Raw genomic sequence first — 26,298 nt, 5'->3', positions numbered from 1 at the left:
GTCGCTATGTCACTGAATACTCGTCCTAGAAAAGCGTTAGATTGGCTTACACCATTAGAGAAATTTGCTCAGCTTGTTGATTATCATAAGGCTTTTGAAACTGTCGCACCTCATGTTTGAATTCGCCCTTGGAAGATATAAATTTTATAACCTTAGAATTTAATTCCTTTAAAGAAAATATTACCATTTATTGAATAAAATAATATGGATTAAAAAATAGTTCAAATAGGAACAATAAAAAATATTATAGAGCTAAGAATATTTGAACCTTAGCAGATTCTATGCAGGTAGTAGCACAATCCGAAATTAATAAATTGTTAAACTTGAATAGTGGCAAAATGACTCTGAATACAGATCTAAGATTTAATCTACCTATCATCCAGTTATTCCTTGACTGTGAAAACTGTGGCATATATTTTATAGCCTCTCATACTAAATACACTATTACTGCGTTGGTCTGAGTCTGCACTGGCAATTATTATGAAGGTGAATACATCAATATTAAATTTGGATCATCACGTTGGATCCACATCTATTGTTAGATTTTTGAAGGGTTTCATTCAGAAAACCATATTTATACTCAGAGTTAAAACAGGTATCAACATGCAACGCTATGTAAGCGATGTAAATACCTCGGATGAAGATCTAGTCAGAATTGAATCACTTAATAAAGATGCTTTTACATTGACGTATTTAGATACAGCTCAGCGATTGGCTTATTTTATATAAAGGTTAGAGTGATTAATGCAACTTCCAGTGATAGAGACAGTTCTCCAAAGGAGTTTATGCTATGGCTAAATCAAGAGCAAAACATAAGCAGGTTCAGCAAAAGGATAAAAAGGACAGTGCTCAAAATGAAGAGCAACAACAGCAACAGCAGCAACCCTCTAAACCATCCCGTGCGAAAAAGCGTAAATAAAATTTAGACTTGATTCAACAAAACCCTCAGCTGAGGGTTTTGTTATTTTTAAGACTGTTTCCGACAAATAATCTGGAAAAAACATCACTAAAAATAACAGGATTTTGACTTTAAATTTTTCTGTATTCCTTAAGATAAAACGAACCACTCATTAAACGGCAATGCGAGCTATTGTGAAAATTCCCAAAATCCTGCTTTTAATATTTTCCTTAAGTATATTACTTACTGCCTGTCAGCCACCGCCATCAGGTGAGCCAGCGGGCTGGAAAAGCCCATACCTCTATTGGCAATTAAAAAAAGTTGAGCTGATTAGACCAGTAGAAATTCCTGTACAAGGAGTAACAGCACGCCAGATTCAGGATACTTGGGGCGGAGCAAGGAGTGAGGGACGTAAACATGAAGGAACCGATATTTTCGCTAAACGGGGAACACCGGTAGTCAGTGCGACCCAAGGGATCGTCCGCAAGATTGGAACCAATAATTTAGGCGGTAAAGTCATCTGGATTACTGGCCCGAATTTAAGCCAACATTATTATGCACATCTAGATGATTATGCTGAACATATCCAGGAAGGAGACTGGGTAGAAGCAGGTGAAATCATTGCCTATGTTGGCAATACCGGTAATGCGAAAAATACACCACCACATTTGCATTATGGGATTTATCTCAGTGGGGAAGGTGCAACCAATCCTTATCCTTATTTAAAGGTAGAAGAATTGGAATAAGTGCAGGTGAATGTAAAAAAAAATGTAAAAGATCGCCATCTAAAGAATGAAAAGCATAAAATAGCGTATCTCCCGCTTTTCCTGTTTTTATGAGTTTTGCTTATCGACCAGATATCGATGGCCTGAGAGCTATTGCAGTATCATTGGTTATTTTCAATCACCTCGGCTGGTCATTATTTTCTGGCGGCTATATTGGTGTTGATATTTTCTTTGTCATTTCCGGCTATCTCATCACGACCATTCTGACGCGCGATATTGAGTTGCAGCAATTTTCAATTGCACGGTTTTATAAGAAACGGGTGATCCGTCTGGCACCTGCATATTTTACTGTACTGGCAATTGTCAGCCTAATTGCCTGGCAGGTGATGTTGCCGGGTGAGCTGACGGAATATTTTAAAAGCGTCATGTATGCGACTGTACTTATTGCCAATCTGTATATGCGAAATGAGGTGGGAGATTATTTCAGTCCGAATGTAGAAAATGTGCCTTTATTGCATTTATGGTCATTGGGCGTAGAAGAGCAGTTTTATATTTTCTGGCCGCTCTTACTATGGCTATTCTTGAGTAAAACCTCGCGTAAATATCTTTGGCTCATCATTAGTGTATTCATTGTCGCTTTAGTTATATACGCCCAACAGCAACTGACTCATAATCCGGCCAAAACTTATTATAGTATGCCGGTACGGGCGTTTGAGTTGTTGATTGGCGCATTGATTAGCTGCTTGCCAAAACTGAATCTGCCAAAAAAATTATTACAGGGATTGGTCTGGGCCGGAGTAGGTGTTCTATTTGCAACTGCAATTTATTTTGATCAGCAAACCCCATTCCCAGGACTGATGGCATTGATCCCATGTATTGCAACGGCACTGATTATTTATTTGGGGCAATCCATATCTTCAAGTAATTTATTATTGAGTAATCGTCTTAGTACATGGATTGGTAAAATTTCATATCCTCTGTATCTATGGCACTGGCCAATCATCGTGTTCTTTGGCATTTATATGCTGCCCTTGAATCTGGAAAATCAGATTATTATTGTTTTCCTATCACTTATATGTGCATTTCTGACTTATAAACTGGCTGAAACACCCCTGAAACGCTTTGTGATGGCTGCAAATTATAAAGTGATTATTCTTGGATTTCTGTTACCTGCAGTCAGTTTTATTGCGATCGCCCAAACCATCAAAACACATGAAGGTTTCCCGGAGCGTTTTCCAAAATCGGTGCATGACAAACAGGAAGCATTACACACGTATGCACATGTGATTCGTAGTAACTGCATGGATTCCGCGGATCCAAATGTTTTACCCAATGCTCAAGATTGTGTCTTAGGACAATCTAAAGAAGATATTGATTTCCTGTTGATTGGCGATTCGCATGCCAATGCCTATACAGCAATGCTGGACGAATGGGCAAAGGATGCCAATTTACGCGGTTATGATGCAACGCAAAGTTCAACTTTTTATCTGCCAGGTGTGCAGCGATTTGAGTTAAAGCTGAATCAATGGAAAGAACTGACCAAATTCCAAAAACGTAATGATGCTATTACTGCACATCTTAAAGAAACCCATTATCCAATGATTATTCTGGCGGGATCTTATGCGCAGTATTTTGACGATGATGTAAAACTTAAAGATAGTGTCCATCATACTGAGGAAGAGATATTTAAAGCAGGTTTGATAAAAGCCTTAGAAATTGCCCATCAATCTAGTGATCAGGTGGTGCTAATTAATGATGTACCACATCTAGACTGGGAAGGGATTCCATCTGATTGTAATATTCGTAAAGAGATTCTTCATCGAGACGCTTCATGTACAGTTTCTCGAAAAAGTTATGAAGCACATTTAAAACCCTTTAATCATATTTTGGCAGAAGCAAAACTGAAATATCCGCAATTGAAAATCGTTGATCCAACCAAAGTCATCTGTGATCAGCAGGCATGTAAAACGATGCTGAATGATGTGCCTTTGTATCGTTTTAAGGATGATAATCATCTTAATGATCAGGGTTCACGGCAATTGGGTGTTGAATATCTAAAACAGTTTGGTAACCCGCTTAAAGATTTGAAGAAAGATTAAATGGAATAAAACCACGTTTAATGATGTGGTTTTATTCCCTGGGATTTGGGGCATTGACCGATTTTAATCTTTATTTAATTCTTTTCTTCTTGAATAGAAACCGGTTGCTCATTCGTCTTATATTTGGAGAAACGTGTATTCCAGACCAATTGCAAAGTTCCGGCTAATAAAACTAAAGCGGCCAGCATAAACTGTTGATGATAGTTCAATCCTAGATATTGCAGGGCGCTAAAACTTAATCCTCCAATCAGCTGAACAGAGGCAAAACATAGAGTCGCAATACTCCAGAGCTTTTTATAGGCCAGTCCATACAGTTGCAAAATGGTATAAGAGGTAAGGAAAACTACAGCGGGATTCAACATTCCGGTAAAAAAAGAAGAACTGAAAGTGAGGAACGGGTTAGCATTTAAAGTCGCGATAAAAATCGCCAGAATATATACACTATAAAGAATCTTTAGGGCAGTAAAATTGCCAAATTTTCTTGCCAGGACATAAGCAGAAAAAGCACCTAAGGCACTGCCTAATCCATATAGAATCCAGTTAAAGTTAATCCAGAATAAGCTTAATCCTAGTTCATGGCTGAGATAGTCAATCCAGAACAGGGAATGCGGAATATAGGCAAATGCACTACAGGCATAAACCGCCAGTAAACTATAAAAGACTGTATTTAAAGAAACTTGAGAAGGATGAGAAACAGATTGTTTAGCTAGATAGGGTTTAAATTGTGGTATCAGTAGGCTTAAGCAGATACAAATCATCAGGGCAAACCCACATAAGATCAGCCAGGCCGTACGTATGGAAATCTGGTCAAGATAAGGCAAAAACAGGGTAGCTAATAAAACCCCTAAGCCAATCCCGCTAAAACCAATAAAATTGATTTTAAAACGGTCTTTTAAATCACAGCACTGAGCCACGACACTTGGTGACAAAATCATGAGCAGGCCACCACTAATACCGGAAATCACGCGCCAGCTGATATACCAGATTTCAGAAAACCCTGAAAAGGCACAACAGAATAAGCTAACCATTCCAGCTATTGCAGCAAGCTGGATATAAGTACTCATGCTTCGGTCTTGGGGCAAGCGCATCGCTGCAAAAGCACCGATTAAATAACCCAGTAGATTGGCACTACCCAAAAGACTGGCAAAGCTCGTGCTCCAGGCAAAGGCTTCACGTGTACCAGGTAACAATGCGGTATAGGAAAAACGCAGAATGCCGATGCCTAAGCACATGCTCAGGCAGAGAAAAAGGCTAAGCTTGACCGTATTTGAGAACATCCATGCACTCTTGGATTTTTATATTTGTTCAAAAAATAGCATGAATCATCAAGCTAAAGGAGAAAAGGCTGAATAGATTTTATTAAAAAAAGAAACTCTAGATTAACAGCATGCTTCTATTGTAAATATCTGTAAAGCTTAGCGCGGAACTTTTTAGACAATAAAAAACCGCATTCATGAATGCGGTTTTTTGGAATTAATTTTATAAATTAACGCATTTTTGCCAAGAAACGGCCTAAACGGGTAATCGCTTCACGCAGTTCATTTTCTGCTGGCAGGAATACCACACGGAAGTGATCCGGTGTTGGCCAGTTGAAGCCAGTACCTTGAACCAATAGAACTTTTTCGGCACGTAACAGATCAAGCATCAGTTTCTCGTCATCCTCAACCGGATAGATTTCAGGATCAAGACGAGGGAAACAGTACATCGCACCTTCAGGTTTTACACAAGATACCCCTGGAATCTCGTTCAGCATTTCCCAGGCAATATTGCGCTGTTCATATAGACGGCCACCTGGGCGGATCAGGTCATTAATAGACTGATAGCCACCGAGTGCAGTCTGAATTGCATATTGTGCTTGGTGATTCGCGCAAAGACGCATTGAAGCCAGCATATCTAGGCCTTCAATGTAGTCCATTGCCCGTGATTTATCACCAGTAATCGCCATCCAGCCTGAGCGATAGCCAGCAATACGATAGGCTTTAGATAAACCGTTGAACGATACACATAATTGCTTGCCTGCAAGCGAAGCTACTGACACATGTTCAATGCCATCGTAAACGATCTTGTCGTAGATTTCGTCTGCGAACAGGATCAGGTCATATTTCTTCGCTAGATCCACAATTTGCTGTAATACATGACGCGGATAAACCGACCCAGTTGGATTATTCGGGTTGATAATCACGATCCCGCGGGTATTTGGCGTGATTTTGCTTTCCATATCCGCAATATCTGGATACCAGTGATCTTCTTCATCACATTTATAGTGAATCGCAGTACCGCCAGACAGGTTCACTGCCGCAGTCCATAATGGATAATCCGGCATTGGAATCAGCATTTCATCACCGTCATCCAGTAGGCCTTGCATCGCCATTACAATCAGTTCAGATACGCCATTGCCGACATACACGTCGTTCACGTGCATATCCAGAATGCCTTTTTGCTGGTAATACTGGCAGATCGCTTTACGTGCCGGGAAAATCCCTTTGGAATCCGTATAACCAATCGCATTTGGCAGGTTCAGTGCAACATCATTAATGATTTCTTGCGGGGCTTCAAAGCCGAATGGGGCGGGATTCCCGATATTCAGTTTAATAATTTTATGTCCGGCTTCTTCCATCTCGTTGGCCGCTCGTAACACTGGTCCGCGAATGTCGTAGCAAACATGCTCAAGCTTAGACGATTTCTTGATCTCGCGAGGGGGGGTGTTACCAATACCGGACATAATTCCATCCAATTAATTTTTAAGTTAAACCTATAGATTACGCAAATATCACAATCTATGCTGAAATTTCGCTAGAAATTTTTTCATCTCTAGCGTAAATATGGAAGTACTGAAGCATGACATTGAATGTCAAAGATTTAAAGGAGTTAGTGATGGGAAAACTCAATAAAACAGACCGGGAATGGCAAAGAGAGTTATCACCAGAAGAGTTTCGCATTACGCGTGAAAAAGGAACTGAACCGGCATTCACAGGCAAGTACTGGAATACAAAACAGGAAGGGACTTATGTCTGCCGTTGCTGTGGTACACCACTGTTTTCTTCAACCACCAAATATGACAGCGGTTGCGGCTGGCCAAGCTTCTATCGTCCTGTGAGCAGCTCAGTTGTAGAGGAATTACCTGATACTTCACATGGTATGGTGAGAACAGAAATTGTTTGTCATCATTGTGATGCACATTTGGGACACGTTTTCCCGGATGGTCCGGAACCGACTGGCTTACGTTATTGTGTAAACTCGGCCTCTTTAGAATTACAAACACAAGAAAAAACTGACGAGGAAACTTATCCATGACCAGCATTTATCAGTTTGAAGCTGAGTTGTTAGATGGAAAAAACAAACGGCTTGCAGATTATGAAGGGAAAGTACTTTTAATCGTAAATACCGCGAGCAAATGTGGTTTCACTCCACAATTTGCAGGTCTGGAAAAGCTTTACCAGAAATATAAAGAGCAGGGACTGGAAGTTTTAGGTTTTCCATGCAACCAGTTTGGCGGACAGGATCCGGGTTCAAATGAACAGATCGGAGAGTTTTGCCAGAAAAATTATGGGGTTTCTTTCCCGATGTTTTCCAAGGTGGATGTAAAAGGTCCGGAAGCGCATGCAATCTTCCGTTACTTGACCAATAATTCCAAAGGAATTCTAGGAAATGGTATTAAGTGGAATTTCACCAAATTTCTGATTGGTCGTGATGGCAAGGTATTAAACCGTTTTGCACCTACCACCAAACCTGAAGATCTCGAAACAGAAATTGAAAAGGTTTTATAAGTTTATTTGAAATGTCTAATTTCTAATGAACAGAAAATACGTTAAATAGAAGAATAATTTGTAGCCAATATCCATAAAAAACCCACTTCTGGAAAGTGGGTTTTTTTATTTGTGTTTAGCTCTTAAAAGATTAAAGAATCGCTTTTAAACGTTGAATTACCTGTTCACATTGTGCCAGATCAGCGACTAATGCCAACCGTACATGGTTTTCACCCGGGTTGCCTTGCGTAGTTTCACGAGACAGGTAACGGCCTGGTAGCACTTTGATATGCGCTTTTTCCATTAGCATTTTGGCAAAAGTTTCATCATTGTCCACTTTAAGCCAATAGTAGAAACCGGCATCCGGTTTTTTCAGCGAAAGCAAGTGACCTAATTCTTTCTGAAATAGATCAAACTTGGCACGATACTGTACCCGGTTTTCTTCTACATGCGCTTCATCACTCCAGGCTGCAATTGATGCTAACTGGTGTTGCACCGGCATCGCTGCACCGTGATAAGTACGGTATTGCAGATAAGGTTTGAGTAAAGTGGCATCACCTGCAACAAAGCCTGAACGCATGCCTGGCAGGTTGGAGCGTTTAGATAGAGAATGGAAAACGACACAGTTTTTATAGTCATCTCGGCCAATTTCTGCACACACTTCCAGTAAACCTGTCGGGGCGTCATCAAACCAGAGTTCTGAATAGCATTCATCAGAAGCAATGACAAAATCATATTTGTCTGACAGTGCAATCAACTTTTTAAACTGCTCTTTAGAGAGAACGGCACCTGTTGGATTGCCTGGTGTACACAAAAATAACAAGGCAGTTTTTTCCCAGACTTCAGCCGGAACTGAATCAAAATCACCTAAGTAATCATTTTCTTCAGTACAGTTAATGAAATAAGGTTTTGCACCTGCAAGCAGGGTAGCACCTTCATAAATCTGGTAAAAAGGGTTTGGCATCACCACATAAGGCGCATCTTTACGATTGATCAAAGCTTGGACAAAAGAAAAGATAGCTTCGCGTGTACCGGAAACCGGTAATACATTGCTGTCTGCACTGATGCTATTGAGTTTAAAACGGCGAGTCAGCCAGTTGGCAATGCTTTCACGTAATTCAGGTAAGCCTTTGCTGTTCGGATAAGTCGATAAATGTTGGAAATTATCGATAATTGCTTGTTTCACAAACTCGGGTGCTGGATGCTTTGGTTCACCAATCGAAAGGGGAATCAAAGGCATATTCGCAGGCTGGATATCCGCGAAAAGTTTATTCAACTTTTCAAACGGATATGGATGCAATAAAGACAAGCTAGAGTTCATGAATGTGTTACCGAGCAGTGTGTTAGTGTTGAGCATTGACCTGATGTGAGGCCTCATCTAGAGCAGCTTTTAATGCCGCTGCAAAATTGTCAGACTCTATTTGGGTCATTGGGCTGCCATCTTTTTTGGTGACAAAGAAAATATCTTCAGCACGTTCGCCAAGCGTAGCAATTTTGGCAGAGTGAATATCCAGACCCTGCATCATAAATAAACCGCCAATTTTCGCAAGTAAACCAGGATGGTCAAGTGTCGCAATTTCAACCATATTCTGGTTTAAAGCTTCATTAAGGGTGATATCGACGGTATTTTCAATATCAAAATGACGTAACTGACGCGGAATCCGGCGCTGCATCAGACCTGGATATTCATCAGAATGACTTAAGGCATCCTGTAAGGCTTCAATGACAGTTGCCTCACGTTCCGGATCGGTCAATAACGTGCCAAAACGGTCAAGGACGACATAGGTATCCAGACTGAAAGCTTTGGTTGCGGTAATAATCCGGGCATCCTGAACGTCCAGATTCATGCGGTCCAGAACAGCAACCGTGGTGGCGAACAGATTTGGTTTATCTTGGGTATAGATGAAGATCTGCACGGCATCTTGTGCATATTTACGATGCGCACGCATTAATACCAATGGTGCAGGATTATCGCCATGTTCCAAAATAGCACGGGTATGCCAGGCGATTTCATCGGCAGATTCTTTCAGGAAGTAGTCATCGCCCAGTTCCTGCCAGACTTTTTCGACATCATAAAGCGAGAAATGTTCCACTAGACGTTCACTGGCTTCGAACTTGGTATCTTCAATCAGCATCTGGTAATCAACCGGACGGCCCAAGCCAGAACGAATCACATCACGCGCATGCGTATAGAGTTGACGCATCAAAGATGAACGCCAGGTATTCCAGAGTTTTGGATTGGTCGCATTAATATCTGCCACGGTTAGGGTATACAGATAATCCAGATGCTCCATATCTCCCATTTTTTCAGCAAATTCTTTGACCACATCCGGATCGGAAATGTCTTTTTTCTGTGAGGTCACTGACATGGACAAATGGTTTTCAATCAGCCAGGCAACCAGATTGCATTCACGTTCGGTAAAGCCATGGGTACGGCAGAACTGAATCGCATCGGCTGCACCAAGCTCACTATGATCACCGCCACGACCTTTGGCAATGTCATGGAAAATAGCCGCTAGATAAACAATGTCACGACGTGCCAGACGCTGGAACACGGAGCTGACCACTGGGAATTCTTTGGCAAATTCGGGTTCTTTGAAGCGGTTCAGATTGCGGATCAAGAGCAGGGTATGTGCATCCACGGTATAGATATGGAACAGGTCATATTGCATCAAGCCGGTAATCTGTCCGAAAGCCGGAATATATTTGCCCAGAACACCATAACGTTTCATCGCAACTAGCGTTTCGTACAGGCGATGCGGTGAACGAATGATGGCCATAAACAGGGCTTGGTGTACCGCATTATCACGGAAATCCTGATCAATACGTTTAGCTGCCAGGGTAAGCAGACGTAAAGTACGAGCACGAATGCCCTCAATTTCAGGACGATTGGCCAGCAAATAGAAAATTTCCAGAATGGCACTTGGCTTTTCCGAGAAAATCTTGTGATGTTGAACTGCTAACTTGCCATCGACCAGTTTAAAGTTTTCATTAATTTCTTCAATCTGGCGTTCATATTGGGGTAAACGTGGGGTAATGACTGATTCATTAAAATAAGCCAGTAGCATTTCATTCAGAGTCGAAACCTGCTGCGCGCTACGGTAATAGCGCTTCATGAACTGTTCGATTGGATAGTTCGGTGACTGACCTTCTTCACGGGTATAGCCAAACATCGCTGCAATATCCCGTTGATAATCAAACAGCAGGCGGTTTTCATCGCGCTTGGTCAGGCGGTGTAAATGATGACGAATTTCCCAGAGAAAGCTTTCAGCTTCTTCGAGTACGGCAAGTTCAAACTCTGAAATAAAGCCCAGATGCACCAGGTCATAAATACGGTTGACACGGAAATGACGTTTGGCAATCCAGCCAATCTGGTTAATATCACGGATACCGCCCGGTGCATTTTTAATATCCGGTTCCAGATTGCTTTCAGTATTATTGTGCTGAGCATAGCGTTTGTGCTGCTCGTCCATTTTCGCATCAAAAAAGGTTTTATCAGTCCAGGTTTGTGACACGATCCGGCGTGGCCACTTGGTTAAATTTTCATTGCCAATAATCAGACGTGCCTCGATCAAGGACGTCGCTACAGTAAGGTCGCTGCTGGCCTGATTGACACATTCATTGATGGTACGAACACTGATGCCCGGTTTGAAATTGCCCACATCCCAAAGCGAAGAAATAAAGCTGGAGATCAGCTTTTCCTGCTCTGAAGTGAAATCATCTTCTGAGAGGATCATGATATCGACATCTGAATATGGCAGCATTTCGCGGCGGCCATAACCGCCGACTGCGAAAAGCGCCAAATCGGTCTGATCAAGTTCAGCATGATTCCACAGAAATTGCAGGGCTTCATCAATCAGGTTAGAACGAGCCTGAATGATGTCACGGATGGACTGTCCATTTTCAAAACATTCCTGAAGCTGATTTTCTACATCGCTACGCCATTGATTGATCGCTTTGATGTCATTGTGACTTTTAATGTAATTCAGCAGCGGGGAGGTATTGATCATGAACAGTGGTCCGTTGTATTTACTTAATTTTGATGAACATTAACTTGGTCAGCAACCTGTTGAGCCAGCTCGCGAGCCTGTTCAATGCTTTCTGCACGCGCAGTCGCGACACCCATACGGCGGCGTTTAAAACCTTCAGGTTTACCAAACAGGCGTAAATCGGTATCGGCATGGGCTAAAGCAAGATTCAGGCCAGAAAATGAAAGATTGCGATCATCGACACCTGCGTAAATCACGGCACTGGCAGCCACACTATGGCGAGCTGTATTGACTGGTAAGCCTAAAATAGCACGGGCATGCAGTTCAAATTCACTCTGGAACTGGGAAGCCAAAGTGACCAGACCAGTGTCATGCGGGCGAGGTGAAACCTCACTAAACCATACTTTGTCGCCTTTGACAAAGAGTTCTACACCAAAAATGCCGCAACCGCCCAATGCCGTGGTGACTTTATTGGCGATACGTTTTGATTCTTCCAGAGCAGCGGGACTCATTGGCTGAGGCTGCCAGCTTTCTACATAGTCGCCTGAGTCCTGACGATGTCCAATCGGATCACAGTAAGAAGTTTCGATTTCGCCAGTTTGAGGATTCTTAGCCCGCACAGTAAGCAGGGTAATTTCAAAATCGAAATCAATCTGTGATTCGACAATCACTTTGCCCTGATTAACTCGACCACCTGTTTGCGCATATTCCCAGGCAGCATCGACTTCTTCAAAACTTTTCACGCGAGATTGGCCTTTACCTGAAGAAGACATCACCGGCTTCACAAAGTTTGGATAACCAATGTCATCACAGGCTGCGCGGAAAGATTCCAGAGAATCGGCAAAGCGATAAGCAGAGGTCGGTAGGCCTAGTTCTTCAGCTGCCATACGACGAATGCCTTCACGGTTCATGGTCAAGTTCACTGCTTTGGCAGACGGAATCACAGTGGCAATATTCTGTTCTTCAATTTCAACCAATACTTCTGTTGCAATAGCTTCAATTTCAGGAACAATAAGATGCGGCTGAATTTTTTGAATGAGCTGTTTGAGTTCCGCTGCATCTGCCATATTTAAGGCATAAGAAAAATGTGCCACCTGCATGGCAGGAGCATCTGCATAACGATCTGCAGCATGAACTTCTACACCTAAACGTTGCAAGGAAATCACCACTTCCTTACCTAGTTCTCCTGAACCTAGCAATAGAACTTTAAAAGCTGAAGATTGAAGAGGAGTACCAATAGTCACGTTCATGTGTATTATCCATGCTTGATTTTATGGACTTTTAGCATAACAGAACTCAATGCCGAGATAAGCCGAGTTTCATACAAAATTGTGATATTGGCCAGCAGTTTTATTTATAAAAGTTTATAGAGAATTGCATCTGAAATCAGGCAGTTCGCTTTACTGTATTTTTCACCGGGTTTAAATGATAAATCCGGTTTTGCGGATTGAGTTTTTCCATATGCAAAATTTGCTTGTCATTGAGCTGAAGTTGATGGAGAAGTTTCAGACTCTGTATTCTCTTAAAGGCGTAAAAGGGAATGACAAAAGGACAGATAAAACCAAACATCCATAGCAATAAACCAAATCCTGAAAATTGCAGTGCATCTAAGAATACAGTGAAAAAGTGGAATTGATGATTTGACACTGCGACAAGTGCAAAAAATAGAAACAGTAAAATTATACTAAAGCAAAATACATAAATGAGATTTGGAATGCCTTTATGTAGCAGGCTCCATCGGCTAAAAATGATTTGTTTGGGATGCAGATGGATTACCTGTTGAGTCTGATTGTAGAGGGCAATGATTTTATTTTTGCCATGCTTCTGAATATAAATGACACGGACATGATCTGCGGGTTCAGCAACCACTTCTACAAAATGACCAGTAAAATTCTGTGTATTAATAAGGCATTCAAAATAGCAGCCGGGTAATTCATATTGGCTAAAAATAGCTAACATCTCATCACGTCGATAATGAATAAATATTTTACCTTCAATTATTTGCTTTGGCTCGAACATGCCAATATTTTCCTTACTTTTTTTCTTATATAAAAAAGACTTATGCAATTAATTTAGCATAAGTCTTGAATGAGATTTTTAATTTTCTAAAAGGCTTAAAAAGGTACAGAGATATAGGTATAGATCAGGCCATAAGTTAAAGCTGCAGTTAAGGTCGCCATGACAATTTTCTTGAACTTGAAATACAGTCCAGCGAGTACAATAAAACCGATCAGCATGGCAAAGCTTTTATCTGGCGTTTCCAATAAGGGCGGTAAGGTCGCCACAACCAGCATGGAACTGATAGCAGCAATCCCAATTGAACCCAAAGCAATTTTCAGCCATAGCGCACCACGTTTTTGCGAACCCTGCTGAAATTTTTGAATTACATAGAAAGGGCCAAAACGTGAGGCAAAATTGGCAATCCCGACAATAATTCCGACCAAGATAATTTCAAGATTCATGATTGATCTCCTGCATATTCAGGATCTGGTTTTTTCAGCACATAGTGCTTGAACAGGCCGGCCAAAATGCCGGAACTGATGCCGATAAAGATCGCAGCGGACAGATCGATAAAATAACAGGCAACTGCTGAGACAATAATCGTGATGGTCACCACAAAGGTGTGTTTCTTTTCAAAGGCTGCCAATAAGAAACTTAAGAACAGGGCAGGTAGCAGGAAATCTAAAGCCGCCTGCAAGAATTGTGGCAAATTACTGACCTGATCAGCAAATAATCCACCTAAAAATGAACCTGTCGCCCAAGACAGCCAGCTAAACAGACTTAGACCTAACATCCATGATTCTGACCATTCCTGACGCCGTTGTGACAGCTTGATCATACCTGAAGCAAAGACTTCATCAGTAAGACCCCAAGCCCAGACTGCGGTTTTCTTCAGGTTTAAACGATCTTGAATCAGGTTTTGTAAAGCTGGGCCGTATAAAAGATGACGAATGTCCAAGGCAATCACGGTCAAGGCAGTCATCCAGATCGAAGTACCGCTACCAAGTAACGCTACAACTAAAAACTGACTGGCACCGGCATACATGGAGCAGGACAGAAATAAGGCTTCCCAGGCAGTAAAGCCGAACTGGGTGGCAGAAACGCCAAAGGCAAAGGAGACCGGAAGGTAAGTAAATATAATGGCCTGGCTATCTTTGGCACCTTGCCAGAAACCGGCAGGTTGCATCGCTACTGGATTGTGGTCAGACACAAAACACCTTGAGGGAGAGAGTTAAAACAGGGATTAAATCAAGATTGTGTATTGTACGCGAATTTACTAGCATAGTGCCGAAATGTTTAACTGGCGATTCTGATATGTTGATGTTCAAGACACGTGCAATGCTGGTCGGTGTTTTAATCGGCAGCACCTTATTTCTTCAAGCTTGTGGAAATGACAGTCAAGCGCCAAAAGCCGAAATTAAAGCGGCACCTAAACTCTCTAATGATGCGACCACTTATGCCAATGCTGCATGGCAATTCATGAATGAAGTCGATCCGCTGGTTTATAACAAGGAAATGGAACAGATAGATGCTCAGGTACGTCAACCGGCCCGTAAATTGAGTACTGACTGGCGCATTAATGTGAAAATGACTGACTCAGTGACGGAAGGAAAATATGCCTTATGTCGCAAGGCGTTAACCAGTCTGGAAATCTGGGCACGTAGCACCGTTGAAAATAGCAGTAGCGTGGCACAGAAACAGGCCGACTATGAGCGTGATAAACAGCAATGTCAGGGAGCTATTGCTCATCCTGAACTGGGAAATACTGATCCAAAGCAGAAAGGTAATGCAGTAGCTGAACAGTCTTAATCGGGTTTTATAATCTTCAGGCGGGACTTCGGTTCCGCTTTTTTGTTATAAAAAACGATTCTATTTATATAAATAAACAATAATTAAAATCAAAAAGATTGCCCTGAATCATTAAAAAAGTCCTATAATTGACTCATAATCAAGCGATTTAGAGATAAAAGTTAATTTTTGGAGTCATTTTAAATGTTTAATAAATTGTTTTTAGCGATAAGTCTAAGTACTATTTTAGTAAGTGGAGTACAAGCTTCTCATGCGTGTGAAGTGGCACCATGTACCAATGGCTTTGATAGCGTCAATGTCTGTGAATTGCGTTCTTAAATTTTAAATCCATCTCCCTATAGAAAAAATTAAACAGCAAAAATTAAAAGAAGCCTCAGAATAAGGCTTCCCATACAGTAGACGATCATGTCTTAAAGCAACATGAACAGACGTTCTAGATACAACACTGCTCCGCTCAAAAGAATACTGAGACCACAGAGCAAACGTAAAGAGTGCCAAGACATGAGATTTCGTCCTACTGTATTCATTTATGTTGAAAGTGCTTCCAGATAACGGCGATTCACTTCCTTCCAGTTCACCACATTAAAGAAAGCGGCAATATATTCAGGACGACGGTTCTGGTATTTCAAATAGTACGCATGTTCCCAGACATCCAGACCTAGAATCGGGGTATTGCCATGCATGAGGGGTGAGTCCTGATTGGCACTGTTTTCTACAATAATGGTTTGATCAGGTGCTACGCTGAGCCAGGCCCATCCGCTACCAAAACGGGTCAGGGCTGCTTTGGTAAAAGCTTCTTTAAAGGCTTCAAAGCCGCCAAGCTCCTTGTCGATCGCCTGTGCAATTTCACCTTGAGGATTGCCCCCACCATCTGGACTCATTACTGTCCAGAACAGGGAATGATTGGCATGACCACCACCATTATTAATCACATTATTTTTCAAATCTTCAGGTACCTGATTGGCTTTGCTCACCAGTTCTTCCACAGAAAGATCTTCCCATTCTGTGCCTTCAATACCTGCATTGATGTTGTTGATATAAGTTTGATGATGTTTGGTATGGTGGATTTCCATAGTTTTAGCATCAATATGCGGTTCCAATGCATCATAAGCATAAGGGAGTTCGGGAAGGGTATAGCTCATTTTTAATTGTCCTTAAGCGTGATTGAGTGAGTGGAATTTTCGACTAAATTTTAAAATACGCTTGAGTTATATTAAATACAATGAGAATTATTATCATTAATGTTATGGGATGAGATTTTTATAAATAGAATGTAAAGATGCGTATGAAAATGGCAAGAAGCCAAAGAAAAGCCCCGATCATTCGGGGCTTTTCTTTGGCTTCAACTTATACGTTGAAACGGAAGTGAAGAACGTCACCGTCCTGAACGATATAGGTTTTACCTTCTAGACGCCATTTACCTGCTTCTTTAGCGCCAGCTTCGCCGTTATACTGTACGAAGTCATCATAAGCAATACATTCTGCGCGGATGAAGCCTTTTTCGAAGTCAGTGTGAATGACACCCGCTGCTTGAGGCGCAGTAGCACCGACTTTAACCGTCCAGGCACGAACTTCCTGTACACCGGCAGTAAAGTAAGTTTGCAAGCCTAGCAGTGAATAGCCTGCGCGGATTACCACGTTCAGACCCGGCTCTTCCATATCCATTGCTTCCAGGAATTCGGCACGGTCTTCATCTTCAAGCAATGAAATTTCAGCTTCGATCTGGTTGCAAAGTGGAACCACGATTGCATTTTCAGCAGCTGCCAGTTCACGTACCGCATCGAGGTGCGGGTTATTTTCAAAACCGTCTTCTGCCACGTTAGCGATGTACATCGTTGGTTTAAGCGTTAACAGACCAAAGCCACGTACCAGTTTACGTTCGTCATCATCCAGATTTGCTGCACGGGCAGGTTTGCCTTCATCAAGCAAAGGTAGGATTTTTTCAAGAACGGCTTTAGTGGCTACAGCTTCTTTATCGCCACCTTTTGCAGACTTCGCCAGACGAGTCACTGCTTTAGTCACAGTTTCAAGGTCAGCTAGAGCAAGTTCAGTGTTAATCGTTGCGATGTCATCAAGCGGATCAATTTTCCCGTTGACGTGAATCACGTTTTCATCTTCGAAACAACGAACAACGTGAGCAATTGCATCAGTTTCACGGATGTTAGCCAGGAACTGGTTACCCAGACCTTCGCCTTTGGAAGCACCAGCAACCAGACCCGCGATGTCCACGAATTCCATGGTAGTTGGTACCACGCGTTGTGGTTTTACGATTTCAGCAAGTTTATCCAAGCGTGGATCTGGTACAGGCACGATACCGGTGTTTGGTTCAATCGTACAGAATGGGAAGTTTTCCGCAGCAATTGCAGCTTTAGTTAATGCATTGAAAAGCGTAGATTTACCAACGTTAGGCAGGCCTACAATACCACAATTAAAACCCATGAAATAACTCACAAAGCGTTATATAAAAATTGCCAGTGATTTTACATGAAAGCCATGACAAAGTCAGGTCATGGCTGGGTGCTTTGTTGAAAACTTATGAAATAGATGTTTTTAAATTTTACGTTTATCGAGCTGATTCGATAGGGTGTCACCAGTGGCCTGAACCAGCATGACCAGAATCACCAGCACCACAATCACCGCCAGCATGATCTGCATGTCAAAACGCTGATAGCCATAACGGTAGGCAATGTCGCCCAGACCACCGGCACCAATAGCACCGGCAATGGCGGATGAGTTAATCATGGTCACCAAAGTGACGGTAAAACCGGCCACAATCCCTGGTAAAGCTTCAGGTAATAGCACATGCCAGATAATTTGCTTACGGTTACAGCCAATCGCTTGAGCCGCTTCAATCAGTCCCTGATCTACTTCACGTAAACTCACTTCAGCAATACGCGCAAAGAAAGGAGTCGCGGCCAACGTTAAAGGTACAACTGCTGCCCAGACGCCATAGCTGGTGCCTACAATCCAGCGGGTAAGGGGAATTAAAGCGACCATTAAAATCAGGAAAGGCACCGAACGGGTAATATTTACAATCCAGCCCAGAGCCTGATTAATGGGTTTGGATGGATAGATCCCGTGTTCAGATGTACTGACCAGTACTACTGCCATCGGTAAACCAATCAGAAAGGCAACGATTGCGGATACACCAACCATGATGAGGGTATCGGTGGTTCCTGTTAGTAATAAATCAATGAGTTGGTCGTGCATAGCCAATCACCTCAATCTGTGCAATGTGTTGTTTTAGTTTTTGCTGAAGTAAGTCAGTATCCAGATTTAGATCGGCAACTGCGACAATCAGGCTACCGACCAGATGATTCTGGATGCTGTCGATATGACTTTGATAGAGATGCACCGGATGCTCGAACTGTTCGAAAATCACTTTCAAATCTGGGGAATACTGAACACTAGAGGCATAGCGCAGTTTGATAATGCTATGCGTGGTATCTGTTGTCACTTCAGGACTGATCGAAAATGGCAGTTCCAGCTGTTCCAGATTCAGCAGTTCCTGGGTAATCTGCTGCTGTGGATTGGAAAACACTGACCAGACTTCACCCGCTTCAACAATTTCACCTTTTTCAATCACGACGACTTGATCGCAAATTTCACGGATCACTTGCATTTCATGGGTGATCAGCACAATGGTAATACCAAGTTTCTGATTGATTTCTTTTAACAGTGATAACACCACGGAAGTGCTTTCCGGATCCAGTGCAGAAGTGGCTTCATCACAGAGTAGAATTTCCGGGTGATGCACCAGCGCGCGAGCAATGCCGACACGCTGTTTTTGTCCACCGGATAGCTGGGAAGGATAGCTCTGTGCCTTATCGCTTAAGCCCACCAGTTGCAGTACTTCGTTTACACGCGCATCAATGTCTGATTTTTTATAATTTGCAACTTTTAAAGGCAGAGCTACATTTTCCCAGACGGTTTTGGCTGACATCAGATTGAAGTGCTGGAAGATCATGCCAATGCGCTGACGTAGCTGGATCAGTTCAGCATGGGTTAAGCCAGCCAAATCCTGCTGATGGATATGGATATGACCTTCGCTGATCTGTTCCAGACCATTTAGGGTACGTAGCAGCGAGGATTTCCCCGCACCACTTTTCCCGATAATCCCGAAGATCTTGCCTTCAGGAATATCCAGATTGATGTTTTTCAAGGCATGTACCGATTTGCCTTGTACCTCATAGTATTTATTCAGGTCACGGATTTTGATATGTGGGACGGAAAACGCCACCTGAGAACCAAAACTCACCATAGTATTCACCTTATTTCCAGCCTTCAAACCACATACCAGTACCAAAATCCTGGTCCAGAATTGCTTTGACTTTTTCAGAATTCTGGAAAGCTTTTACGAAAGTCGCCAGTTTCTGGTTTTTATCTTCATAGTCTTTGCGTGTCACAAACAGAATGGCGTATTTCTTGTCGATTGGATCCAGGAACAGAGCATCATGTGGATCTGCTGCTTTAGCAAGTTTTAGATAATGTGGATAACCAAAGATCAGATCAGCTTCATTCAAGGCATGTGCCGTTTGTGGGCCTTCAACTTCAATAAACTGCAACTGTTTAGGATTATTCTTGATGTCCTTAACGGTTGATAATTCATTGTTGATATTTTTCAGTTCAATCAGTTTTGCACGGTTAAGAAGGATCAAGGCACGTGCCAGATTCACCGGATCATTTGGAATGACCACACGGGCATTTTGTGGTAACTCATCCAGCGATTTATATTTCTTAGAATATAAACCGACATGGCTACCCGTACCGGGCGCGAAACTATGTAGATCGAAGTTGGTTTCGCGAATGACATTTCTTAAGTACACACTTTGTTGAAAAAAGTTGGCATCAATATCACCGTTTTGTACCGCGACATTGGGTGCATGCCAGTCGGAAAATTCAACCAGTTTCACATTAATACCTTGCGGTTTCAGTTCATCAGCCACACTTTGCAATAAGTCTGCATAAGGTGGGCTAATGCCAATGGTCAGTACATCTTCCTGCTGCTGACCCTTGGTCCAACGGTAAGCCGCCAGACCAAGAATAAGTGCGAGGATGACGCCGCCAATGATCCACTTCTTTGCATTCGAATTTGACGAATTTACTTGTGTCATAACTACACCTTATTTCCAGCCCGGGAACCAGAGTTTCGCACCGAAGTCAGCATCTAATGCTTCCTTCACGCGAGGTGAGTTCTGATAGATTTCAACAAATTTTTTCAGCTTGTCATTTTTGTCCTGATAGTCTTCATGTACGGCAAACAGGATCGCGTAACGGTTGTCTTTGTTAGAGTCAAATAACAACGCTTGTTCTGGATCAGCTGTTTTAGCCAGACGTAGATAGTGCGGGTAACCGAAAGCCAGATCAACATCATCAATGGCACGTGCAGTTTGCGGACCTTCAACCTCAACGAATTGCAGATTTTTCGGATTCACTGCAATATCTTTTAGGCTAGAAAGGTGGTTGTTTGGATCTTTTAAAGTTACCAGTTTGGCTTGTTGCAATAACAGTAGCGCACGACCTTGGTTGACTGGATCGTTTGGCACCACAACTTTCGCGCCGTCTTTTAGCTTATCCAGACTGTTAATTTTCTTGGAATACAGGCCCACATGTGTGGCTGCGCCTTTAGCAAAGGCTTTGATCTTGAAATCAGTTTCTTTTTTAGCATTGTCCAAAAATGGCTGATGCTGGAAAAAGTTAGCATCAATATCGCCATGATTCAGGGTAATGTTTGGAGTATTCCAGTCCGAGAACTCGACCAGTTTGACATTTACACCTTGTTGTTTGGCCTCAATTGCTGCCACCTGTAAAGGTTTAGCAAAAGATGGGCTGATCCCAATCACCAGTTCATCCGAACCAGATTTCTTTTGCTGGTTCCACACCACTAGTCCGATAATGACGGCGGCAATAATCACCCCAATAACGGTGAATTTTGTTTTAACGGTTTGTGCCATGTTGCACCTCAAAATAAATTTATGCTGATTGTTTTTGCTTTAAGTTTGTGTTCGCGGTAGAGGCAGAGTTTTGACATCGGAATTGCTGTACTGGATGCGCGCTAGGTAAGCGGTCACCTTGCTGAAACAGTTTGTGTCTGAAACTGCCTTGTTCATATTCAGTTTTATAGCGTCCGCGCTGCTGTAATTCAGGAATCACAAATTGGATAAAATCCTGATGTGATTCAGGTGCCACCGTGCGGGTCAGGTTGAAGCCATCAATACCAGTTTCATCAATGAGCTGAATCAGTTTTTCTGCCACCGTTGCGCCACTACCTACGATCAGTGGATAACGACCACCCAGCTCATGTTGAGCTTTTAGGTCATTGGGTGTGATCTGCTGCTCTTTGAATTTGTCATTAACCGTCGCAATACTATTGGTCTTCTTGTAAGGAATTGGTTCATCATCAGCGAATTTGGACAGGTCAATGCCAACTGCGCTGGAATAATGTGCAAGACCTGCTTCAGGGCTGGCATAAGCACGGTATTCATCCAGTTTATGCTGTGCCAGTTTATCCGTTTCAGCGGTCACGACGGTAATGCCGACAAAAATCTTGATCGCTTCAGGATCACGGCCTTGTTCAGTGGCCTGACGACGAATCTGATCGACCTGTTTCTTGATCTTGTCCGGATGGTCACCACCAATAAACATGCCTTCAGCATGCTGGGTAGCGAAAGCCATACCACGCGGTGATGCACCAGCCTGGAATAGTACCGGCGTACGCTGAACAGAAGGGGAAACCTGGAATACGCCCTGACTGCGATAAAACTGGCCTTGGTGATTGATCTGATGCACCTTGGCTGGATCAGTAAAGATACGCTGCTGCTTATCTTTTAAGACAGCATCATCTTCCCAGGAGCTTTCCCAGAACTTGTAGCACAGCTGTAAAAATTCCTCGGCCTGTTCATAGCGCAGGTCATGGTCTTTCAGGCCATTTTCGCCAATCAGACGTTGTGCACTGTCCAGATAACCGGTGACAATATTCCAGCCGATACGGCCATGGGTCAGGTGATCCAGACTGGCAAAACGACGGGCGAACTGGTACGGTGACTCATAGCTGAGATTCACCGTGACACCAAAACCGAGATTCTCAGTGACTGCTGCCATGGCAGATACCAACGTGCTTGGGTCATGGCTGGGTAACTGAATGGATTCTCTTAGAGTCAGGTCAATGCCGTTCTGATAGACATCATAGACTCCGGTAATGTCGGCAATGAACAGGCCGTCAAACAGACCTTTTTCCAGCGTTTTCGCCAGATCAGTCCAGTAGCTCAGTTCATTAAAACGGTGTGATTCATCCCGCGGATGAGCCCACAAGCCATGATTGATATGACCCACGCAGTTCATATCAAAAGCGTTCAGCAGGATTTTTTTAGTTTTCGAGTTTGTTGTAGTCTTTGTCATTACAATGTCCCCCGGCGTGGAGGCAGAACACCATTCAGCAAATAATTGGCGATAAAATAGTATTTCCATCGTGAAGCATCATGCAGGGTATGCACGCGGGCATTACGCCAGAAGCGGTCTAAGCCATCTTCGCGCTGGCTACCACGACTGCCAGCCAGTTCAATCAGCTTCGATGATGCTTTTAATGCGGTTTCAGAACTGTGTGCACGCACTTTGGCTACATCTAGAGAGGCTCTGGCAACACTGACCTCAGTCGGAGCAACCTTGGCGGCATCAACAGAACGTGCGGCCTGTTTGAGTAACACTTCAGAAGCACGCACATCAGCTACCACACGGCCCAGTTCAAGTTTGGTCAGCGGATCATCGGTGGCCTTGTCCACACCAGAATCAATCCACGGACGCGCCTGACGTACACGGTCCAAGGTTTCCTCAAATGCAGTACGGGCAATGCCGGTTTCAATGGAGGCATGTAGCAATTGTGCGAAAGGACCGGAAATGGTTGGGCGGGAATAGGCCGTATCAAAACGTACCACATCTTCCTCAAGCACCTGCACGTTGTCGAATTTCACCGTGCCGCTGCCAGTGGTACGCTGGCCAAAACCGCTCCAGTCATCAATCAAGGTGAGACCTTCACTGTCACGTGGGACAAAGGCCAGGAATTGCTGTTCGCTTTCATGCACGACCAGTGTCGGAATGCGGTGCGCAAACAGGCTGCCGGTGCAATAGAATTTTTCGCCGTTAATGACATAACCTTGCTCGGTTTTGCGAATCGCAGTTTGGCGCTGTGCAGCAGTCTTGGTCTTGAATTCAGCTAGGGCATTACCAAAACGAGCACCTTTTAAGACTTCGGCATAGAGTTTCTGTTTTTGTTCCTCCGTGCCGTTATTGCGCAGGATTTCGAGACCATAGAAATGGTTTTGCGGAATCTGACCGATTGATCCATCCACACCGCTCATTAGGGCAATGACTTGTGCCACCGTATAGCTAGACACTTCTGCACCACCATATTCTTTAGGTACAGTAATCGCCCAGAGTCCGGACTGGCTATAAGCCTCGATTTCTTCGAAAGGCAGAATACGTTCAGCATCACGTTGTACTGAATTAATCTTGAACTGCTCTGCCAGATTATGGGCAATTTCTAGTGCTTCTTCATCAGATTTGATGATGTGCGCATGTGCCAGCTGTTCTGACTGCAATGGACTAATGTTTTGAAATGAAGTCATGGCAAATATCCTTAAATCCAGGCGTGGCGGGCAGGGAGTTTATGATTTAGGTAATAATCCCCAAGTGCATGCAGCTTCCAGCGAATCGGGTCATGCAAGGTATGCACACGGGCATTACGCCAATGCTGATCCAGATTGTGCTGACTGAGGCTGGAGCGACTTCCACCCAATTCCAGTAATTTTTCCGAGATATGTAGCGCAGCATCGTTGGCATAGACCTTGGCTTCAGCCACTAGAATTGAGGCTTTGGCTGCCTGCTCATCAGTCACAGATTCCAGCTGATCCAGTTCATCCAGATATTCAGCGGCTTCATCCAGCAGTAAAATCGCGGCATCGAGCAGCACAGAAGATTTGCCAACTTCCTGCAGGGTATAATGTTCTAAGCTGGCTTTTTCGACTTGAGCATCGACAATTGGACGTGCTTTTTGTACGGCAGTCAGCGTATCGGCAAAAGCAGCTTCGGCAATGCCGACATCAATCGCGACCTGCATCAATTGGGAATAGGCACCGCGGTAGCTTGGTTGATTTCCTAACAGACGCTCATCAAAAATCAATAGCGGATCAACTTCGACATGCTGAAGTTTGACGGTACCACTCGAAGTCGTGCGTTGACCAAAGCCATTCCAATTGTCGATCACTTCCACACCTTCAGCATTGCGGTCGACAATGGTTAGTACTACATGGCCTTCTGGATGAATCGCTTTAATCGCTAACCAGTGCGCGAAGCTACTACCAGTTGAATAGAATTTCTCGCCATCCACAAAATAGCGGCCATTTTCAAATGTTAAAGTGGTGGCAAGCGTCTTGGTATCTTTGGTATTGCGCTCTGGACCGCCATTCGCCAGACGCTTACCTTTTAGAATTTCGTTATAAATAAACTGTTTTTGTTCTTCTGTGCCCATGATCTCGATCATGTTGAGTAATGCGATCTGGTTCTGCGGAATTTGCCCGACACTTGAGTCAGCCTTATTAATAATCCGGAATACATGAGCCAGGGTTTTATTGGCAACAAATGCACCGCCGTACTGTTTCGGAATACGCATGCCGCCCAGGCCTTTCTGGCTGAACAGGTCAATCTCAGCAAAAGGTAATAGACGTTGCTGATCACGCTGATTACGGCCTTCCAGGGCAAAGTCTGCAACCTGATAAGCAGCATTAATCGCGTCGAGATCATTTTCGATGATATGAACTTTTTCAGAAGTTAAACGAGACATAATGACATCCTAAATCGATGCCAAAACGTTACAGCGAAAGCTTTATGTAATTAAGCAATTGCTTTTGCAAAGCTTATAAAAAAAGCTCTTTAAGATAAAAACTGCTAGATTCTTATAAATTTGGAATATAGTAACTGATTAAAATTAAATAGATTTTGAATAATTTCTTAATTTTAATAGATGTTTTTAAAGCAGTGCATATCTGCTTTATAGATAATCAAGACAAAAAAATGTATAAAAATACTCATCGTCGTGCTGAATAAGCAACATCTTTATTTTGAATAAAAAGTTCATTGTATTTCCAGGCTAGGGTGACTAAAGTATCCGACTAAATTAGATGGTTTTAATGCGATCTAACCTAAAAACAAGCATGGAGAATTTATGCGCATCTTATACCAGTTTCCACTTTCTCATTTTTGTGAAAAGGCACGCTGGATGCTGGATTACAAAGAGCTGGAATATGTCGCGCAAAACCTCATGCCGGGTGCCCATCGTGCCTTTGCCCGCCTGAAAACTGGACAAAACCGTTTACCGATTCTGCGTGATCAGGAACGGTGGATTGCGGATTCGACCAAAATCGCTCTATATCTGGATGAGCAATATCCTGAACACCGTCTGCTACCTGCAGAAGCAAGCTTGCGTCAGCAGGCACTAGATATTGATGAAATCACCCAAGAATTAGGCCGCCATGTGCGTCGCTGGATGCTGGCTCAGGCTTTATCGCATGACCATGAATCGATGGATATTCTGATTGGAGAAAAAGGCTATCTGCGCCAGTTTGAAAAATTCTCCAAGCCATTGCTAAAAACCATTTTGACCAAGGGTTATGCCTTGACTGAAGAAACACTGGAACAGTCCAAACAATTTATCAAGGATTCGGTTGAGCAGCTTAATCAGATCCGTATGGAAAAAGAAGGACCTTATCTCGTCGGTTCGCGTTTCTCTCTGGCCGATATTGCGGTTTGTTCTATTTTGGCCCCTCTATTGGCTATTCCGGGGACGCCGTGGGAGAGGGAAAGCTTTGAATCGATGTCGGATGAATACCGGGAATATCAAAGTCATCTGGCTGAGTTGCCATTAGGGCAATATATTCAAAAGATGTATCGTAATGAGCGCAATGCCCGTGTTGATTGGCGCGGTGTATAAAATTAAAAATGAAATAAAAAACGCGCATAAAGCGCGTTTTTTTATGAGAT

At 43.0% G+C, this 26,298-nt stretch carries 24 protein-coding genes and 1 pseudogene; 8 read left to right on the top strand and 17 right to left on the bottom strand.

The window, feature by feature from the left end; genetic code table 11:
- The 4 genes and pseudogenes from FTU01_RS07875 to FTU01_RS07865 form a co-directional block, all read left to right on the top strand.
- Positions 1 to 120: pseudogene (locus FTU01_RS07875) on the top strand (IS30 family transposase); the annotation flags it as partial.
- A gap of 670 nt (positions 121 to 790) precedes the next feature.
- The gene (locus FTU01_RS15540; RefSeq protein WP_004784138.1) at positions 791 to 919 is read left to right on the top strand and encodes a hypothetical protein; all 129 of its coding nucleotides are present in this window, start codon (positions 791 to 793) and stop codon (positions 917 to 919) included.
- A 161-nt stretch (positions 920 to 1,080) separates the two neighbouring features.
- Positions 1,081 to 1,644 (top strand): M23 family metallopeptidase, encoded by a 564-nt coding sequence (locus FTU01_RS07870; RefSeq protein WP_180138735.1) that lies wholly within the window; start codon positions 1,081 to 1,083, stop codon positions 1,642 to 1,644.
- A gap of 89 nt (positions 1,645 to 1,733) precedes the next feature.
- Positions 1,734 to 3,722, top strand: a complete 1,989-nt coding sequence (locus tag FTU01_RS07865; RefSeq protein ID WP_180138733.1) for an acyltransferase family protein — start codon at positions 1,734 to 1,736, stop codon at positions 3,720 to 3,722.
- Between the two features lie 74 nt (positions 3,723 to 3,796).
- Here the strand turns inward: FTU01_RS07865 and FTU01_RS07860 are convergent, their stop codons facing one another.
- Positions 3,797 to 4,999, bottom strand: coding sequence for a YbfB/YjiJ family MFS transporter (locus FTU01_RS07860; RefSeq protein ID WP_180138731.1), 1,203 nt, complete (start codon positions 4,997 to 4,999; stop codon positions 3,797 to 3,799).
- A 209-nt stretch (positions 5,000 to 5,208) separates the two neighbouring features.
- A complete protein-coding gene (locus FTU01_RS07855; RefSeq protein ID WP_004784132.1) occupies positions 5,209 to 6,444 on the bottom strand; it encodes a pyridoxal phosphate-dependent aminotransferase in 1,236 nt (411 codons plus the stop codon).
- A gap of 152 nt (positions 6,445 to 6,596) precedes the next feature.
- Between FTU01_RS07855 and msrB the strand changes: the two genes are divergently transcribed.
- Both msrB and FTU01_RS07845 read left to right on the top strand, forming a co-directional pair.
- Positions 6,597 to 7,016: a peptide-methionine (R)-S-oxide reductase MsrB gene (msrB, locus tag FTU01_RS07850; protein ID WP_004784131.1), complete on the top strand. Its 420-nt coding sequence runs from the start codon at positions 6,597 to 6,599 to the stop codon at positions 7,014 to 7,016.
- Positions 7,013 to 7,489 carry a glutathione peroxidase gene (locus FTU01_RS07845; protein WP_004784130.1) on the top strand — a complete coding sequence of 159 codons (477 nt, stop codon included), beginning with the start codon at positions 7,013 to 7,015 and terminating at the stop codon, positions 7,487 to 7,489. Before msrB ends, FTU01_RS07845 begins: the two co-directional genes overlap by 4 nt.
- Positions 7,490 to 7,619: 130 nt before the next feature.
- Here FTU01_RS07845 and dapC read toward each other — a convergent pair whose 3' ends face one another.
- The 6 genes from dapC to FTU01_RS07815 form a co-directional block, all read right to left on the bottom strand.
- Positions 7,620 to 8,789, bottom strand: a complete 1,170-nt coding sequence (gene dapC / locus FTU01_RS07840) for a succinyldiaminopimelate transaminase (protein WP_180138729.1) — start codon at positions 8,787 to 8,789, stop codon at positions 7,620 to 7,622.
- Positions 8,790 to 8,811: 22 nt separating this feature from the next.
- Positions 8,812 to 11,478, bottom strand: a complete 2,667-nt coding sequence (gene glnD / locus FTU01_RS07835) for a [protein-PII] uridylyltransferase (protein ID WP_166136115.1) — start codon at positions 11,476 to 11,478, stop codon at positions 8,812 to 8,814.
- 23 nt (positions 11,479 to 11,501) lie between these two features.
- Entirely contained in the window at positions 11,502 to 12,716 is a 1,215-nt protein-coding gene (purT, locus tag FTU01_RS07830) for a formate-dependent phosphoribosylglycinamide formyltransferase (protein ID WP_180138741.1), read from the bottom strand.
- A gap of 127 nt (positions 12,717 to 12,843) precedes the next feature.
- Positions 12,844 to 13,476 (bottom strand): hypothetical protein, encoded by a 633-nt coding sequence (locus FTU01_RS07825; RefSeq protein ID WP_218952510.1) that lies wholly within the window; start codon positions 13,474 to 13,476, stop codon positions 12,844 to 12,846.
- A gap of 95 nt (positions 13,477 to 13,571) precedes the next feature.
- Positions 13,572 to 13,919: an L-valine transporter subunit YgaH gene (ygaH, locus tag FTU01_RS07820; RefSeq protein WP_159123254.1), complete on the bottom strand. Its 348-nt coding sequence runs from the start codon at positions 13,917 to 13,919 to the stop codon at positions 13,572 to 13,574.
- Complete coding sequence (locus FTU01_RS07815) at positions 13,916 to 14,644, bottom strand: AzlC family ABC transporter permease (RefSeq protein WP_171505577.1); 729 nt, start codon at positions 14,642 to 14,644, stop codon at positions 13,916 to 13,918. The genes ygaH and FTU01_RS07815 overlap by 4 nt, the downstream gene beginning before the upstream one ends.
- A gap of 128 nt (positions 14,645 to 14,772) precedes the next feature.
- On the opposite strand from FTU01_RS07815, the gene FTU01_RS07810 reads away from it, so the two are divergent.
- Complete coding sequence (locus FTU01_RS07810; RefSeq protein ID WP_159123256.1) at positions 14,773 to 15,267, top strand: hypothetical protein; 495 nt, start codon at positions 14,773 to 14,775, stop codon at positions 15,265 to 15,267.
- A 527-nt stretch (positions 15,268 to 15,794) separates the two neighbouring features.
- On the opposite strand, the gene FTU01_RS07805 is transcribed toward FTU01_RS07810, so the two are convergent.
- From FTU01_RS07805 to FTU01_RS07765, 9 genes are all read right to left on the bottom strand, one after another.
- Positions 15,795 to 16,409, bottom strand: coding sequence for a superoxide dismutase (locus tag FTU01_RS07805; RefSeq protein ID WP_180138725.1), 615 nt, complete (start codon positions 16,407 to 16,409; stop codon positions 15,795 to 15,797).
- Positions 16,410 to 16,614: 205 nt separating this feature from the next.
- Positions 16,615 to 17,706, bottom strand: coding sequence for a redox-regulated ATPase YchF (ychF, locus tag FTU01_RS07800; protein WP_005236355.1), 1,092 nt, complete (start codon positions 17,704 to 17,706; stop codon positions 16,615 to 16,617).
- Positions 17,707 to 17,817: 111 nt separating this feature from the next.
- A complete protein-coding gene (locus FTU01_RS07795; RefSeq protein WP_159123258.1) occupies positions 17,818 to 18,477 on the bottom strand; it encodes a methionine ABC transporter permease in 660 nt (219 codons plus the stop codon).
- Positions 18,458 to 19,528: a methionine ABC transporter ATP-binding protein gene (locus FTU01_RS07790; RefSeq protein WP_180138739.1), complete on the bottom strand. Its 1,071-nt coding sequence runs from the start codon at positions 19,526 to 19,528 to the stop codon at positions 18,458 to 18,460. The genes FTU01_RS07795 and FTU01_RS07790 overlap by 20 nt, the downstream gene beginning before the upstream one ends.
- A 10-nt stretch (positions 19,529 to 19,538) precedes the next feature.
- The gene (locus FTU01_RS07785) at positions 19,539 to 20,381 is read right to left on the bottom strand and encodes a MetQ/NlpA family ABC transporter substrate-binding protein (RefSeq protein WP_180138723.1); all 843 of its coding nucleotides are present in this window, start codon (positions 20,379 to 20,381) and stop codon (positions 19,539 to 19,541) included.
- A 9-nt stretch (positions 20,382 to 20,390) separates the two neighbouring features.
- Positions 20,391 to 21,221 (bottom strand): MetQ/NlpA family ABC transporter substrate-binding protein, encoded by an 831-nt coding sequence (locus tag FTU01_RS07780; protein WP_180138722.1) that lies wholly within the window; start codon positions 21,219 to 21,221, stop codon positions 20,391 to 20,393.
- A gap of 19 nt (positions 21,222 to 21,240) precedes the next feature.
- Entirely contained in the window at positions 21,241 to 22,665 is a 1,425-nt protein-coding gene (locus FTU01_RS07775; RefSeq protein WP_180138720.1) for an LLM class flavin-dependent oxidoreductase, read from the bottom strand.
- Positions 22,665 to 23,888, bottom strand: a complete 1,224-nt coding sequence (locus FTU01_RS07770) for an SfnB family sulfur acquisition oxidoreductase (RefSeq protein ID WP_180018385.1) — start codon at positions 23,886 to 23,888, stop codon at positions 22,665 to 22,667. The genes FTU01_RS07775 and FTU01_RS07770 overlap by 1 nt, the downstream gene beginning before the upstream one ends.
- 11 nt (positions 23,889 to 23,899) lie before the next feature.
- Complete coding sequence (locus FTU01_RS07765; RefSeq protein ID WP_179993086.1) at positions 23,900 to 25,102, bottom strand: SfnB family sulfur acquisition oxidoreductase; 1,203 nt, start codon at positions 25,100 to 25,102, stop codon at positions 23,900 to 23,902.
- Positions 25,103 to 25,483: 381 nt separating this feature from the next.
- On the opposite strand from FTU01_RS07765, the gene FTU01_RS07760 reads away from it, so the two are divergent.
- Positions 25,484 to 26,248: a glutathione S-transferase family protein gene (locus tag FTU01_RS07760; RefSeq protein WP_166136146.1), complete on the top strand. Its 765-nt coding sequence runs from the start codon at positions 25,484 to 25,486 to the stop codon at positions 26,246 to 26,248.
- Positions 26,249 to 26,298 lie beyond the last annotated feature (50 nt).

This window comes from Acinetobacter sp. YH12043 (assembly GCF_013419915.1).
GTDB lineage: Bacteria > Pseudomonadota > Gammaproteobacteria > Pseudomonadales > Moraxellaceae > Acinetobacter.
Note: the sequence above shows the minus strand (reverse complement) of the source record. Positions and strands in the feature narration are given on the sequence as shown.

What these genes read in the sequence shown, in the direction of transcription:
- FTU01_RS15540 (WP_004784138.1), top strand. Translation starts at nt 791, where the DNA reads ATGGCTAAATCAAGAGCAAAACATAAGCAGGTTCAGCAAAAGGATAAA.
- FTU01_RS07870 (WP_180138735.1), top strand. Translation starts at nt 1,081, where the DNA reads ATGCGAGCTATTGTGAAAATTCCCAAAATCCTGCTTTTAATATTTTCC.
- FTU01_RS07865 (WP_180138733.1), top strand. Translation starts at nt 1,734, where the DNA reads ATGAGTTTTGCTTATCGACCAGATATCGATGGCCTGAGAGCTATTGCA.
- FTU01_RS07860 (WP_180138731.1), bottom strand. Translation starts at nt 4,999, where the DNA reads ATGTTCTCAAATACGGTCAAGCTTAGCCTTTTTCTCTGCCTGAGCATG.
- FTU01_RS07855 (WP_004784132.1), bottom strand. Translation starts at nt 6,444, where the DNA reads ATGTCCGGTATTGGTAACACCCCCCCTCGCGAGATCAAGAAATCGTCT.
- msrB (WP_004784131.1), top strand. Translation starts at nt 6,597, where the DNA reads ATGGGAAAACTCAATAAAACAGACCGGGAATGGCAAAGAGAGTTATCA.
- FTU01_RS07845 (WP_004784130.1), top strand. Translation starts at nt 7,013, where the DNA reads ATGACCAGCATTTATCAGTTTGAAGCTGAGTTGTTAGATGGAAAAAAC.
- dapC (WP_180138729.1), bottom strand. Translation starts at nt 8,789, where the DNA reads ATGAACTCTAGCTTGTCTTTATTGCATCCATATCCGTTTGAAAAGTTG.
- glnD (WP_166136115.1), bottom strand. Translation starts at nt 11,478, where the DNA reads ATGATCAATACCTCCCCGCTGCTGAATTACATTAAAAGTCACAATGAC.
- FTU01_RS07825 (WP_218952510.1), bottom strand. Translation starts at nt 13,476, where the DNA reads ATGTTCGAGCCAAAGCAAATAATTGAAGGTAAAATATTTATTCATTAT.
- ygaH (WP_159123254.1), bottom strand. Translation starts at nt 13,919, where the DNA reads ATGAATCTTGAAATTATCTTGGTCGGAATTATTGTCGGGATTGCCAAT.
- FTU01_RS07815 (WP_171505577.1), bottom strand. Translation starts at nt 14,644, where the DNA reads ATGCAACCTGCCGGTTTCTGGCAAGGTGCCAAAGATAGCCAGGCCATT.
- FTU01_RS07810 (WP_159123256.1), top strand. Translation starts at nt 14,773, where the DNA reads ATGTTGATGTTCAAGACACGTGCAATGCTGGTCGGTGTTTTAATCGGC.
- FTU01_RS07805 (WP_180138725.1), bottom strand. Translation starts at nt 16,409, where the DNA reads ATGAGCTATACCCTTCCCGAACTCCCTTATGCTTATGATGCATTGGAA.
- ychF (WP_005236355.1), bottom strand. Translation starts at nt 17,706, where the DNA reads ATGGGTTTTAATTGTGGTATTGTAGGCCTGCCTAACGTTGGTAAATCT.
- FTU01_RS07795 (WP_159123258.1), bottom strand. Translation starts at nt 18,477, where the DNA reads ATGCACGACCAACTCATTGATTTATTACTAACAGGAACCACCGATACC.
- FTU01_RS07790 (WP_180138739.1), bottom strand. Translation starts at nt 19,528, where the DNA reads ATGGTGAGTTTTGGTTCTCAGGTGGCGTTTTCCGTCCCACATATCAAA.
- FTU01_RS07785 (WP_180138723.1), bottom strand. Translation starts at nt 20,381, where the DNA reads ATGACACAAGTAAATTCGTCAAATTCGAATGCAAAGAAGTGGATCATT.
- FTU01_RS07780 (WP_180138722.1), bottom strand. Translation starts at nt 21,221, where the DNA reads ATGGCACAAACCGTTAAAACAAAATTCACCGTTATTGGGGTGATTATT.
- FTU01_RS07775 (WP_180138720.1), bottom strand. Translation starts at nt 22,665, where the DNA reads ATGACAAAGACTACAACAAACTCGAAAACTAAAAAAATCCTGCTGAAC.
- FTU01_RS07770 (WP_180018385.1), bottom strand. Translation starts at nt 23,888, where the DNA reads ATGACTTCATTTCAAAACATTAGTCCATTGCAGTCAGAACAGCTGGCA.
- FTU01_RS07765 (WP_179993086.1), bottom strand. Translation starts at nt 25,102, where the DNA reads ATGTCTCGTTTAACTTCTGAAAAAGTTCATATCATCGAAAATGATCTC.
- FTU01_RS07760 (WP_166136146.1), top strand. Translation starts at nt 25,484, where the DNA reads ATGCGCATCTTATACCAGTTTCCACTTTCTCATTTTTGTGAAAAGGCA.